Genomic DNA, 12,666 nt, shown 5'->3' on the forward strand with positions numbered 1-12,666 from the left:
GGTCATCTCGCCACGTTCCACTTGCTCTACCACGGCCTGTTTAAAGGCCAGAGTGTAGTCTTTCTGTGTGCGCTTAACTCGTTGACTCATCACGCTCTCCCAAAATAAGGACGGGAACGTGTCAACTCTATTCAGGACGGGTCAATACAAGAAAAAAGGCCCCTGCCGGAGCCAATGAAAAAGAATAGATCAGACAGTATAGCCCTGAAAAAACAAATAGATTCACAAGTAAAGCGATGCTATCGCATAGCCAGTTGTGAACCCACCTATTCTCCACTAACATCCCACCTATCCCCCCTGGGGGGATAGGTGGCGTCGCAATGCTCGATAGTGCATACGCTGAATATGGTCTTCTTTCCTTAGGTACGCCCGTCATGCATCACCATCGCCTTGACCAATGGCAACACGATCATACGTTTGGCCAGAACCATAAACGCTCCGGTGAGTCGCGAACACTCATTGTGGTCGGGCTGACCTTGGCTATGATGATTTGGGAAATTACGGCGGGTGTAATCTACGGATCAATGGCGCTGCTGGCCGATGGGTTGCACATGGGCTCTCATGCGGTGGCACTGGGCATTGCCGCCTTCGCGTATACCTATGCTCGGAAGCAGGCTACGAATGACCGTTTCTCATTTGGCACTGGAAAGGTCAACGCGTTGGGCGGGTTTACCGGCGCGATACTGTTGGCCGTATTCGCCCTGTACATGGTGATAGAAAGCGTGGGCCGCTTTATTCAACCCGTTGAGATCTCGTTCAATGGCGCTATTTTTGTCGCGTTTATAGGTTTGGTGGTCAACGGTATTTCTGCCTGGATATTAGGCGAGACCGGTCATGACCACCATCATGGGCACGATCATGACCACAGCCATCATCATGACCATAATCGTCGTGCCGCTTACCTGCATGTATTGGCGGATGCACTGACATCAGTGCTCGCGATTGTGGCGCTGCTGGCGGGTAAGTATGCGGGTTGGGGTTGGATGGATCCTGCCATGGGCATCGTGGGCGCTATCTTGGTCACCCGCTGGTCATGGCAATTGCTTAAAGAGACATCGACAGTACTGCTGGATCATCAGCATCAATCGATGGAAAACGCCGTCAAACAGGCCGTTGAGAACGATGATGCCCGTGTGATTGATCTCCATGTGTGGTCGATTGGCCCCAATATTTATGCTGCTATCGTCTCCATCGTGGCCCATGAGCCTGAGTCACCCATGGCATATAAACGCCATATCCAAGCTCATTGTTCTTCTCTCGTTCACATCACGGTGGAGATATTGCCCTGTGAGGAAGACCAAAGTACTGGATTGGCGTTAGCTCATCACAGATAACGCGCAATCGCTTTGAAATCGTCGACATGGTGTTGCTGTTCCGGTGAGAGCGGGCTAAGGGCGTCATCCAGACAGTGTTCAATATGGTCATGGATCAATACGCGCTTAGCCTGCTGGACAGCTTTCTCGACCGCGTGGAGCTGCTGCGCGATGTCAAGGCAGTGGCGCCCCTCTTCCATCATGTGCGTCACGCTCTGCAAATGGCCGCGAGCGCGATTGAGTCGCTTGATGATATCGGGATGCGACTGGTGGGTATGCGGTGTCATGCTCTTTTCCTTTTCATTGTTTCTATCCCCCTAGGGGGGGATGTTAATCTATTGGTATCATGCTGCCAACGCTCGCGGTGAAGCAGCATGTATTTATCAATTGTCACTTTCACTCTGGTTGTTTTTTCCATGCTCCATCGGCTGCGCCACCGTCTTGGCTACCTGATGTTTTTACTAGTGTTCTTGCCCAGCCTGGTCATTACCAGCATTGGCGAGGCGCAAGCGCATGGGGCGGCGAGCACAGTCAGCGACCATACAAGTGATCTCAGTGGCCATGGTCATACCCATGGCCACATGCATGAAGACGGTCACCAATTCCCCCATGAGAGTGGCAGTCACTTCCACGAACAAGCGGACCGGTTGGGGGCGAGCATTGCCATCGCACCCAACGTCCGTCATGCCCTGCGGCTAGGCGAACGCCGCGGTTCCCCCCAGCGTCGTGTCTACCGCTTAAAGCGCCCCCCACGGCCAGTCACCGCGTGATGACTGGGGCCATCCATCGGATGGCCAAACTAATGACAGACCCGTGGAGGTTGCATGTTTCCATCCAAAGTAAGGGGTGTGCTTGGCTTGCCTATGATGGCCCGACGCCACGCCTTAGCCTTTCTAACCCTGCTGTTAATGCTACTGGGAGCCAGTGGCGAAGCGGTTGCTCACGCGGTGGCTGAAGGTGACCAGGGCTATATCCAAGAGATCTATGGTGTTCATTTGATCTCATTTATGTATCTCGGTGCCAAGCACATGGTAACGGGGTATGACCACATACTGTTTTTGCTAGGGGTCATCTTTTTCCTCTACCGAATGCAGCATATCGCTATTTACGTCAGCCTCTTTGCCATCGGTCACTCGACGACGATGCTGTTAGGGGTGTACTTCAATATCGGCATCAATAGCTATCTGATCGATGCCATCATCGGACTCTCCGTTGTCTACAAGGCGCTCGATAACATCGGTGCGTATCAGCGCTGGTTCGGCTTTCAGCCCAACACCAAGGTCGCCACGTTGGTGTTCGGTCTGTTTCATGGCTTTGGCCTGTCGAGCAAGATCATTGAGTACGATATCTCGTCCGATGGTCTCGTCCCTAACCTCCTGGCATTCAACGTAGGCGTAGAGATCGGCCAGCTACTAGCGTTGAGCGCCATTCTCATTGTGATGGGCTTCTGGCGACGCACGACGGGCTTCTTACGCTACGCGTATGCCGCCAACGTCGCCATGATGTGTGCTGGTTTTATGCTGGTGGGTTATCAACTGACCGGCTATTTCATTGCCTAATTAAGGGAGTCCCCGATGTATAACACTGATCTTCCAACCCGTGCCGAACTCCCGTCAACGGGTAAGTTACTTCGCTCTACGCTGATGGCAGCCGTTATTGCCGTCGCTTTGCTGATCACCGTCGTGCTGCCTGCTGAGTATGCCATTGACCCCACCGGCGCTGGGCGTTTGTTGGGGCTGACTGAGATGGGCGAAATCAAGACCCAGTTGGCTGAGGAAGCCAAGCTCGATCAGGCCAACGATCAAGCCATGGCCCAACAGGCGTCTCAACCCTCGGCATCTCAAGAGATCGTCAGTGATCGCCAGCCTGCGCCGGTAAACGATGCTGATGCTCAGACTGCGACGTCCGAGGCAGAGATAGCTCCCCAAACAGCCAACTCAGCCTCAGCGAGTGATCCAGTTGCACCTTCACTTGAAGATTCTGACAGGGTGATGAACGATACCAGCATGGTACTGGCGGAGGCATTAGCGACTGAGGAAGCCGCTTCACAGACGACGCAAGCGGAAGAAGCATCCCCGTGGAGCGATGAGGTGAGCTTTACCCTGACGCCAGGAGAAGGCACGGAGTACAAACTCACTATGCAAGAAGGGGCGGTGGCGACCTTTGCCTGGATATCCGAAGGTGGCCCTGTCAACTTTGATACGCACGGTGATGGCAATGGGAACTCCATCAGCTACGAGAAAGGACGTGGCGTGCCCGAAGATGAAGGTGAGCTTGAAGCTGCTTTCACCGGCAATCACGGCTGGTTCTTCCGCAACCGTAATGACAACGATGTGACCATTGTTTTGCGTGTGGGAGGTGATTACGGCGAGTTAGTGAAGGCACTTTAATGGAATAACCCCTAGCGCTCGTTTGAGTGCTAGGGGCATTCTTTGTACCAGCATCATTAAAGTGCTCGGCATCGCTATTTATTTATCGTTATACCGCTTAGTAATAAATTAACTTAAAAATTATTAAATGAGATAGTGGGCTAGGTTATCAGAAGTATTTAGACATATATGCGAAAGATATTAAGATCAGCTTTTGGCCGATGTCTGCAGTCAGCTATGAATTGGCCTCTCCCTCCTCGGGGGCAAAACTACGATCTACATCGTGGGCACTGATAATATTGGCAATGCGGCCTAAGCGGTCAATTCATAGACGAGGCGCCCCACTTCAGGAAGTATCACAGCCGTTGCTCAGCACGTGGAGACGATTTATTTGGCTATTCACTCATTCAAAGCGCTAAGGTTTTATGCGCGGATATAGGCCCAGCCTTTTGCCTGGAGTTCAGCAAGTGTAACCACTGCCGCATCTACCTCAGTGAGGGCACGGGTATTGTCGAGTCCTTGTGCCACAAGGGAGTTGCGGCATAGCCTTAGCATTGGGTCGGTTTTGTCAGGAGTGGTCAGGGCGGCGGCAACAGCGCTAGCATTAGCGACAATCAGTACCTCAGCATCTGGCCGGGCCTTTTGCAAGTTGACGGCATTACGGCGGGCGCGAATCAAAGCCTCGGGCGTGGGCGCGTGAAGCAGCACGTGAAGGGGCGGCATGGTTATCTCCGAGAAAAAACGCGTGATCAGTGGTTGCCGATAATCGTCTCGACACGCTGCACAAGAGGTGCGAATTCGGGATGGTCACGGCGATCATCTAGAGGCATGTCGACTTCAAGGGTCTCAACCACCCGTGCTGGCTGATCCATCTCGCCATTGCCTAGAACCATCACCCGGTCGGCAAGCAGGACGGCTTCCTCTATATCGTGAGTGATAAAGACAATGGCGGCTTCGGTACGTCGACGTAGCTCAACCAACTCCTGTTGAAGTCGGCGCCGAGTGATAGCGTCAAGCGCAGAGAAGGGCTCGTCCATGAACAGCACCCTGGGCTGAACAGCAAGCGCCCGGGCAATGCCGACCCGCTGCTGCTGACCACCCGAGAGCGTATGGGGCCAACGTTCAGCGAATTCATCAAGCCCCACTAGCGCCAGAGGCTCCAAAGCGCGGCGGCGGCGCTCGGCTTTAGAAAGCGAAAGGCCCTCCAAGCCTAATTCCACGTTACCCCGTACTCTGCGCCAAGGAAAAAGCCTTGGTGCCTGAAAAACCATTGACCAGGCGCGAGTGTCTGGTGTGATGGCGGCGGGTATCTCTACTCGTCCCGATTGTGGGGCAAGCAAGCCAGCCAATGCTCGTAGTAGGGTCGACTTTCCAACCCCTGAAGCACCCACAACGGCCACGAACTCCTGAGGGTGAAGTGTCAGATCAACACCGGCCAAGATGGTGGTGCCGTCAAAACCTAGGCTGACGTTCCGCGCGCTGAGCACCGGGTGCATCGTCATGCTAGTGTCGGTCATGATTGCCACCTTAGTAATCTGCGCTGCACTACCATGAACAGGAAGTCGAAGGTTGCGTAGAGGGCGGCGATGGTCAGCATGTAAACCACCACGATATCAGTCGCCAGCAGGCTAGAAGCCTCCATCATACGCTGGCCAATACCAGGGATGCCGAACAGCTCAGCGGCTACCACGGTCATCCAGCCCTGACCGAGTCCGGCACGCAGACCGCTGAGAATACCTGGGGCCGCCGCAGGCAAGCTGACCTTGGTCAGCCGAGCCAGAAAACGCTGCTGACCAAAGGCGCGTGCCACTTCGTCATAGCCAGGATCAATCGAGTGCACAGCGCTGTAGCTGGCGAAGTAATTGATCCAGAAAACGCCAATGCTGATGATGAAGGCGGCTGCAGAAGGATTTATGCCGAACCAAATGATGGCGAAAGGAATCCATGCCAGCGGCGGAATGGGTCGTAGCAATCTAGCAAGCCAGGCATGCGCAGCATTAAACCTGGGCAGCAGCGCAGCCGATATGCCCACGGCAATGCCTAAAGTCGAACCCAGTAACACGCCCACACTGTAGTGGCTAAGGCTTGAGCGCACTACGTCAAACCAGATGCCATCGAGCAGTTCAAGCCACAGTACGCCGGGAATGGATGACGGCAAGGGCACCAAGCTGCCGGGCAACAGCCCACTGCGCAGCGAAAGTTCCCAGAAAAGCAGAAATCCGATGAGCCCCAGTACACTATAGAGAGTGCGTTGGGCGCGAGTCATAACTACCATCATTTGCTGTCACGTTCCGCGATGACGGCGTCATACAAGGACGTATCAAACAGGGCGTCGAGGTCCACAGACTCATTTAAAGAGCCTTGTTCGATCTGAAAGTCATGCATCCGCCGAGTGCCCTCGCGAATGGCGTGAGGATCACTACCGTAATTAGATGAGGGAGAGGCGAGCGCCATTTCTACAGTTTCCAGAGGAATCAATCGCTTGCCGACGAATTCGCGGACATGAGGTGCTGCACTGTTGGGATTTTCAACGAGCATCTCGGTGGCTCGTACATGCAGTGCCATTAACGCCTGCATAGCCTCAGGATGGTCCGCCAGCGCGGCTTCACGAGCAGCCAATACCGCCCCCGGCTGGCCTGGAAGCATGGCATCGGCGCGGGCTACCACGCGGGCCTGATTGTCACGCTGCTGCACGGTGGTGAGAATTGGCTCCAAAATAGAGGCGGCATCTACGGCACCCGCGAGCAGTGCCTGTTGGACACGATCGGCACCCATGGCGACGATCTCAACGGCTTCCAAACCCACACCTAACTGTTCGATCAACCAATAGCGCAGCACGGTATCCGGCACCGAGCCTTGAGGGAACGTGGCGATCTTGGGCTTGCGGCCCTCTGCGGCGGTGAAGCTGGCAATAGCCTGCGCACCATCATCGCCAGCGCGCTCGAAATGGTCCGCTAGTTCGCCACGTGCCACCAGACCGATCTGCTCCTGAATGCTAGAGGCGAGAACCTTGATGGGGACGCCGTTAGCCCGGGCTACCATCGCCGGGCCGATACCGAAATACATAACGTCAAGCTCGCCAGAGGCCAACGCCTGAACCATGGCCGGGCCGCTCGAAAAGCGTGTTAGCTCCAATTCCAGTCCCGCTTCCTCGGTCCAACCCTCTCCTTCCATCACAAACAGTTGGGCGACCGGTAATATCGGCATGTAGCCAACTTCCAGGGTAGTGAGGTGATCATCAGCCTGGCTGGTGGTGCCAACAAATATCGCCGTTAGCATTGCCAAAGGGCGAAGGAAACGGGGCATGGCGATCTCTCCATTGGAAAATGAATGACCATATATCCTATACGATTGCTGCATATAACCAAAACGGTTGTATACGACAAATTCATATACTCATATATTCTTTAAATCCAAGCACGGGATGGTGTCTGTAAGACAATGAATTTGCGGCTTCTCAGAACATTCCTGCTCGTGCTCATGTTCCAGCGAGGTCATGGAGCGATACCGACGTGGACTTAAATGTACAAGGTATCAGCCGGATAGTGGGCTCTTAGATAACGTCGTTGCTGACAGTGATGGCGTTCGTTTAGCAGTGGCACTAGCTGACTGCTCTTGACCGTTTACCGAATAAGAGCGCACATATTGCATTGCTTGGACGATCACCAGCCGGCCAGCGCTGCTCTCACCATAGGCCTTGGTGAGCGTCGCAGCACCTTGCTGACTGGCCAGAATGAAATGGGAAATTGCCTCAAGGTCAGCCTCCTCGCTAAGCTCACCCCGTTGCTGACTCTGATGCAGGGCATCACGTAAACGAGAGTCAAGTGCCCGGAAACACTGGCTAACAGCAGCACGGGTGGTTTCATCATTGTCATGTAGGCCAGCCGCCAAAGTGCCTATCGGACAGCCACGATAACAATGCTCGACTTCCAACTGATCAACGGCGGACAGAAGCCACCGCTCTAACGTATCGAGGCTATCTAGTTCGTGAACTTCCATAGACGCAAAGAGGCGGTGCTCCCACCAAACGGCGACCTCGCAAACGAGTGCATCTTTATTGCGGAAATGCTGGTAGAACTGGCTCTTGCCTGCACCGGCCTGACGCAGGATCTGCTCCAAACCGGTACCATCGACGCCCTGAGCGTGGAAGAGCTCAGCTGCCGACTCGACAATGCGTTGTCGAGTGGCTTCGCCCTTAGCCTTGCGGCCGTGGCCTTGCTGATTATCGACCGACATCAAGAGTTGCCGAGACATTATGTTGCTCCCGCCAAGCGTCCTCATTAGACAAGTTCGCACGTGGCATCAACATAGCGAAGTCCAATGCCGTCAGCGAACGGTTGTTGCGTACCCTGTGTGGCCAGTCGTGATTAGCCAAGGCCGCCTTGCCGATAGCCACAAAGTCGGCCCCTCCCTGAGCGATAATTGCCTCGGCTGCCTGAGGAGCCCCCAATTCACCATTGGCAATCACTGGGATATCAATCAGTTCGCTGGCCAGTGCCGCCAAGCTCTTGTCTGTCCCTTCAAAGGCCGGTGTGAGGGCGTCAAGCTCGGAGAAATGCAAGTAATCGAGCCCCTCGGCTTCTAGGGTGGTCATGATGATGGCGGCCTCCTCACGGCCCGCCCAACGATAGTTCGAGTCGGTAACCTTAATTTGCGACAGACGCATACCCACTAGAAAATCACTGCCCACTGCTTTACGCACAGCCCGTATCACCGCGATAGGAAAGGCCAGCCGCCTTTCGAGGCTGCCACCCCAAGCGTCATCACGGTGATTGAAATACTCAGAGATGAACTGATCGATCAGGTAACCATTGGCTCCGTGGAGCTCGACGCCGTCGAATCCAGCAGCTTGGGCCCGCTGTGCAGCCGCCGCAAAACCGGCGATGGCCTCCTGAATGTCCGCCTCACTCATCGGGCGGGGTGTTGGATAGGGGCCTTCCCCTCCGTAAAATCCAAGCATTTCACCCTTTGGTGCTACTGCAGAGGGAGCTGCCGTGTCCTCGACGAATCGGTTGCCTTGGGTTTGGGCACCACCATGCATTAGCTGTGCCACGAACTTTGCCCCTTCCGTCTGAACAGACTCGACAATCGGTTGCCAAGCCTCCTGCTGCGCTAGATTGGCTAAACCAGGCTGGTAGTCATACCCCTGACTAAAGCGCTCATCAGTATAGATTCCCTCGCTAATCAGCAGGCTAAAACCGCCGCGGGCAAAATCACGATAGTAATCCCGCATACGCTCAGTGGGACGACCATCAGCTTCAGCGCTTGTGCGGGTCATGGGGGCCAGGATGAGACGGTTGGTCAGATTGAGACCCGATAGCACGCCGGATTTAAACAGGTTTGGATATTGCGAAACGTTAGCCATGTATTAATCTCTCAAAAAAAGTACCAATCGGTACAATTTAAGAGTTTTTTAAGGTAAGGGACAATCGAAAACACCTATCGACCTGATAAGCTGACGACAAAAAAAGGTGATGCATCGCCGTCGTCTAATCTTTTGCACCACTCATAGATGTTCCCACTCCCACTTGGCAGGCAGCCGGAGTGTCGCTTGCTACGTAACATTGGGGTGACTGACGAATTAAAGCACAGTGTGAAGAACGCAACTTTTCTCATAACAGAAATCAATTAATGCCAGCATTTGATGACTATAGTGACGAAAAAAATAAAGGCAGCTTTAAGGATGGAGCTGCCGACGAGGCAGCTCCATTTGATTCCAGCATTCGCCTATAAATACCCCATTTCCGCAAATGACTTACACCCATCACTCCCTACCACCACATGGTCAATCACCCGTATATCCATCAGCCCCTGGGCTGCCTTTAGACGCTCAGTGATGCGCCTATCTGAGTCACTGGGCTCTAGGTCACACCTGGGGTGGTTATGGATGAGGATTAAAGCGGCGGCATTGTAGGCCAGAGCTGCCTTTAGCGCTTTGCATGGATAGACGCTCGCCGCATCGATAGTGCCGCGAAACAGCTGTTCAAAGCGGATAACACGGTGGTGGCTGTCGAGAAATAGCACGCTGAACACCTCGTGCTCATAGTCCTGCAGCAGTAGCTGTAGGTGCTCAAACGCTTGCGAGGGCTTGGATATCTTGCGGCCTTTGGCGAGTTTGCGGCGTGCGAAGCGCTTGGCCATGGCTATGATGTCAGTTTCCGTGACCGGTGACGTGACTAAGTAGGTGCCTTCCACTTCACCTGCTTTGAATTTGCTATGGGGCATGATGACCTCCAAAAAATAAAAATGCCGGGGTGGTGGCCCCGGCATCTATGTCGTTAATAGTGAATGAGTGTTGTGGTTAAGCGGATAAGTCACGCAGCCATCACTTGGCTGATGCGCCGTTCCATCTCTTCATGAAAGGCCTCAACCCGCTCGGCAATCGTGCGAATCATGAAGTCATCCCGGTAAGCGCGTTTCACAAACAGCGGCATACCCGGCCAGTAGCTCACAAAGTCGATCCATTCCCGTTCACTGACCCAGAGCCCACCCTGGCATTGGGGCACGTGCTCGTCGGGGATTTCCCCGCTGAGCAGCACCTCGATCTGGAACTTGGGCAGCTTGGTCTTGATCTCCAACAGGCCGTTTTTGGCAATCAGGCTATCCGGTGAATAGCCCACGTTGTGGTTGAGAATCAGGCCCACTTCTTTAGGCTTCGGTGAGCCGGTCATATCGCGATACAGCGAGCGGGCGACGCTCTCTAGCTCCTGCCCCCACTTGGTATGGGCATTGCCTTGAAACGGCTCAGCCAGCTCACCGGTCATACGCTCGCCGATCAACTGGTGCATGTAAGTGATGGCCCCAGTACCCAACCCACCGGGGCCTTTACCATTTACCAGCAATGCCTTGAGTTCTGACATGGTGACGCGCCCAAGTCGCGCCGCCAGCCACTCTGGCGAGCCTTGTGGCATGGTGGGTATCTGCATACACGCCTCCTGTGGCGATGAGTGAACAGGCTGAGCCGCTATTTCACGGCTCGTTTGGTGAGGGATGCACGGAGTTTGTCGAAATCCGCCTGAGGCACCTGAACCGCTGTGCTGTATTTGCCGCTGAACCACTCTTGGGTAGTGGCTGGGCATTGGCTGATCAAACGCTGAATCTGCCCCGCCTGGAAGGCGGTGACCCTCTTCACCACCGTTCGTGTGCTGGTCTGGCCATTATCGTCTTGCCCCCGAGTGGTGATGTTGAGCAAGGCGCACATCACATAGTGCTTGCCGTAGCTGGTAGACGTTCCAAATGCCTGAACTGCATTCTTGTTACCGCTCATGTCCGCAGGCAATAGCATGCTGGTCTCTTCCCGGTGGCCGTCCTTATGCATCAGCACGCCCGTCACTTGGATACCGCGTTCCTGGGTCTGAATACGGAAGCTCACCGCAAAGCCGTGTTTTTGCAGGATGGGCCTCACGCTATCGACAATGTCTTCCAGCGTTGCATAGCAGCTGTTGTTGGTTTGCCCACGCTCTTCAATGCTGGGCAGCTCGGTCTGCATCGCCGCCATAGCAGCGCTGTAGGCCATCATGGCCTGGCGATCCATCACGCGTTCCTGCATTTGCAGCAGGCGCTCCATCTTGTCGATATCGACATCGGGGTTGAGGGCAGCTCGCTCAATCACTTGGATAATGGCGGTGCTATCAGCCGTCAGATGCGCTTCTAGCGCCGCTGAGTTTGGGGAGTGCTGAGCATTGGCGTCTGCTTGAATAGAAGATGCTGGGCCTTTTTGGGGAGACGCATTTACTACATGAGTACGCTGTGCCATGGGGCACCTCCTTTTATGTGAATAGAGAAATGCGGGTTAGTCAGCCCTGTTCATGGGGTGTGTCATTTAACGAGTGGAGGAACGTCGGGTAAGTGACGCGCAATGTCTGCGGGATCGATACGCTCCAGGCGTATCTCTGCGCGATAAAACTCGCCCTGGGCGCACACCAGCGACGTTGCGTTATGAGCGTCGTGTTCTAGCAGTTGTTTGGTTAGTCGAGTGATAGCCATCTCAATGGCGTCGGAAACAAAGCTCATACGGGTACCTCGCGGCATAAGCCCCACAGCAGGATGGTTACGACACCAGCTGTAGGGCGGCATCTAAGGCCTCTTGTTTGAGCTGTGCCCCCTGACCAAACCAGGCTGAGTCCATACGGGTATCGTTACTACGTGCCCGCTTATCGTGATCGACGTATTCCGTCACGGCGTTCAGCAAGCCCCAGGCCGTGTCTTTAGCGGTCACCAAGTGAGCGCCCCGGCCTTCGCCTTGGTAGAGCTTCTGCACCTTATTCAGCGCTCGGTAGTTGGGCAGTTTAGAGGGATCGTCCAGCGGCTTCTCCGCACCACAAATCACCGACTGAAGATACTGCTGCGCTTCCTGCCGAGTGATTTTACGCTCCGCTAGGGTTTTCATCCGGTACATGAAGTCATTCCATTGCGACACCGAAATGCCTAACTGACGCTTCACGGCACGCGGATCAAACTCCGAGCGGTGCGGCACCTTCACCGCTTGCGACGTACCATCGACGGCAATTTGCAGCGTGTTATTGCACACTACCCTCACCGTGGTGGGCGTTGCCATGGTGGCAAGGGTGCCATCGCAGGAAGTGGCCAACAGCAGGTAGTCGTTCACCTCATCCTGACCTTTGAGCGACGTGCTTAAGCCGCTACGGGCTAGCGCCCAAAACTTACGTCCGCCTTTGAGCACGCCAGCGGTTTCTAGCTCATACCCGGCGTACTCAGTCAGATCACGGTAAAACTCCAAAATCTCTTCGGGCTGTACCACCTTATAGCGCTGTGACACCACCGACAGTGGTGCTTTGGTATCCGAGCGATAAAGCACCTTCTGCTCAGGGAACGAGTGAATGCTGCCCAGGTGGCTAGCCCCTTCGGCAATAAAACGCACTGGTGCTTCTTCAATATGCCAGTTCATACCGGCCTGTTGCTGCCAGACCTCCAGCGGTTGATGACGAGACAGTTGCTGCCCCAGGCCATGCCAAGGGGTATCG

16 protein-coding genes are annotated in these 12,666 nt (G+C 54.6%); 4 read left to right on the forward strand and 12 right to left on the reverse strand.

Features of this window, described 5'->3' with window-relative positions; genetic code table 11:
• Positions 1-374: 374 nt before the first annotated feature.
• Complete coding sequence (dmeF, locus tag BIS10_RS12795) at positions 375-1,334, forward strand: CDF family Co(II)/Ni(II) efflux transporter DmeF (protein WP_253505757.1); 960 nt, start codon at positions 375-377, stop codon at positions 1,332-1,334.
• Here dmeF and BIS10_RS12800 read toward each other — a convergent pair.
• The gene (locus BIS10_RS12800) at positions 1,325-1,600 is read right to left on the reverse strand and encodes a metal-sensing transcriptional repressor (RefSeq protein WP_083024149.1); all 276 of its coding nucleotides are present in this window, start codon (positions 1,598-1,600) and stop codon (positions 1,325-1,327) included. The genes dmeF and BIS10_RS12800 overlap by 10 nt on opposite strands.
• A gap of 87 nt (positions 1,601-1,687) precedes the next feature.
• Here BIS10_RS12800 and BIS10_RS12805 point away from each other — a divergent pair, with 87 nt between their 5' ends.
• Genes BIS10_RS12805 through BIS10_RS12815 form a run of 3 tightly spaced genes read left to right on the forward strand, consistent with a single transcriptional unit; the run spans position 1,688 to position 3,703 of the window.
• Positions 1,688-2,083 (forward strand): hypothetical protein, encoded by a 396-nt coding sequence (locus tag BIS10_RS12805; RefSeq protein WP_253505759.1) that lies wholly within the window; start codon positions 1,688-1,690, stop codon positions 2,081-2,083.
• Positions 2,084-2,137: 54 nt separating this feature from the next.
• On the forward strand, positions 2,138-2,872 hold the full coding sequence (locus tag BIS10_RS12810) for a HupE/UreJ family protein (RefSeq protein WP_253505761.1): 735 nt from the start codon (positions 2,138-2,140) through the stop codon (positions 2,870-2,872).
• Positions 2,873-2,887: 15 nt separating this feature from the next.
• Entirely contained in the window at positions 2,888-3,703 is an 816-nt protein-coding gene (locus BIS10_RS12815) for a hypothetical protein (protein WP_253505763.1), read from the forward strand.
• 402 nt (positions 3,704-4,105) lie between these two features.
• Here BIS10_RS12815 and BIS10_RS12820 read toward each other — a convergent pair whose 3' ends face one another.
• The 11 genes from BIS10_RS12820 to BIS10_RS12870 all read right to left on the reverse strand — a co-directional run.
• Positions 4,106-4,405, reverse strand: a complete 300-nt coding sequence (locus BIS10_RS12820) for a hypothetical protein (protein WP_083025695.1) — start codon at positions 4,403-4,405, stop codon at positions 4,106-4,108.
• A 26-nt stretch (positions 4,406-4,431) separates the two neighbouring features.
• Positions 4,432-5,199 (reverse strand): ABC transporter ATP-binding protein, encoded by a 768-nt coding sequence (locus BIS10_RS12825; protein WP_083025693.1) that lies wholly within the window; start codon positions 5,197-5,199, stop codon positions 4,432-4,434.
• Entirely contained in the window at positions 5,196-5,948 is a 753-nt protein-coding gene (locus tag BIS10_RS12830) for an ABC transporter permease (RefSeq protein WP_083025698.1), read from the reverse strand. Before BIS10_RS12830 ends, BIS10_RS12825 begins: the two co-directional genes overlap by 4 nt.
• An 8-nt stretch (positions 5,949-5,956) precedes the next feature.
• Entirely contained in the window at positions 5,957-6,988 is a 1,032-nt protein-coding gene (locus tag BIS10_RS12835; protein ID WP_083025692.1) for an ABC transporter substrate-binding protein, read from the reverse strand.
• Between the two features lie 228 nt (positions 6,989-7,216).
• Positions 7,217-7,936: a TetR/AcrR family transcriptional regulator gene (locus BIS10_RS12840; RefSeq protein ID WP_161491524.1), complete on the reverse strand. Its 720-nt coding sequence runs from the start codon at positions 7,934-7,936 to the stop codon at positions 7,217-7,219.
• Complete coding sequence (locus BIS10_RS12845) at positions 7,905-9,047, reverse strand: NADH:flavin oxidoreductase (RefSeq protein WP_253505765.1); 1,143 nt, start codon at positions 9,045-9,047, stop codon at positions 7,905-7,907. Before BIS10_RS12845 ends, BIS10_RS12840 begins: the two co-directional genes overlap by 32 nt.
• 362 nt (positions 9,048-9,409) lie before the next feature.
• On the reverse strand, positions 9,410-9,907 hold the full coding sequence (gene radC, locus BIS10_RS12850) for a DNA repair protein RadC (RefSeq protein WP_083025688.1): 498 nt from the start codon (positions 9,905-9,907) through the stop codon (positions 9,410-9,412).
• A gap of 89 nt (positions 9,908-9,996) precedes the next feature.
• A complete protein-coding gene (locus tag BIS10_RS12855) occupies positions 9,997-10,608 on the reverse strand; it encodes a lambda exonuclease family protein (protein ID WP_253505767.1) in 612 nt (203 codons plus the stop codon).
• Positions 10,609-10,646: 38 nt separating this feature from the next.
• The gene (locus BIS10_RS12860; RefSeq protein WP_253505769.1) at positions 10,647-11,438 is read right to left on the reverse strand and encodes an ERF family protein; all 792 of its coding nucleotides are present in this window, start codon (positions 11,436-11,438) and stop codon (positions 10,647-10,649) included.
• 62 nt (positions 11,439-11,500) lie between these two features.
• Positions 11,501-11,695, reverse strand: coding sequence for a hypothetical protein (locus tag BIS10_RS12865; RefSeq protein WP_139794516.1), 195 nt, complete (start codon positions 11,693-11,695; stop codon positions 11,501-11,503).
• Between the two features lie 37 nt (positions 11,696-11,732).
• The coding region (locus BIS10_RS12870) for a DUF932 domain-containing protein (protein WP_253505771.1) at positions 11,733-12,666 on the reverse strand (934 nt) is incomplete at its 5' end.

This window comes from Halomonas sp. 707B3 (assembly GCF_024158645.1).
Classification (GTDB): domain Bacteria; phylum Pseudomonadota; class Gammaproteobacteria; order Pseudomonadales; family Halomonadaceae; genus Vreelandella; species Vreelandella lionensis.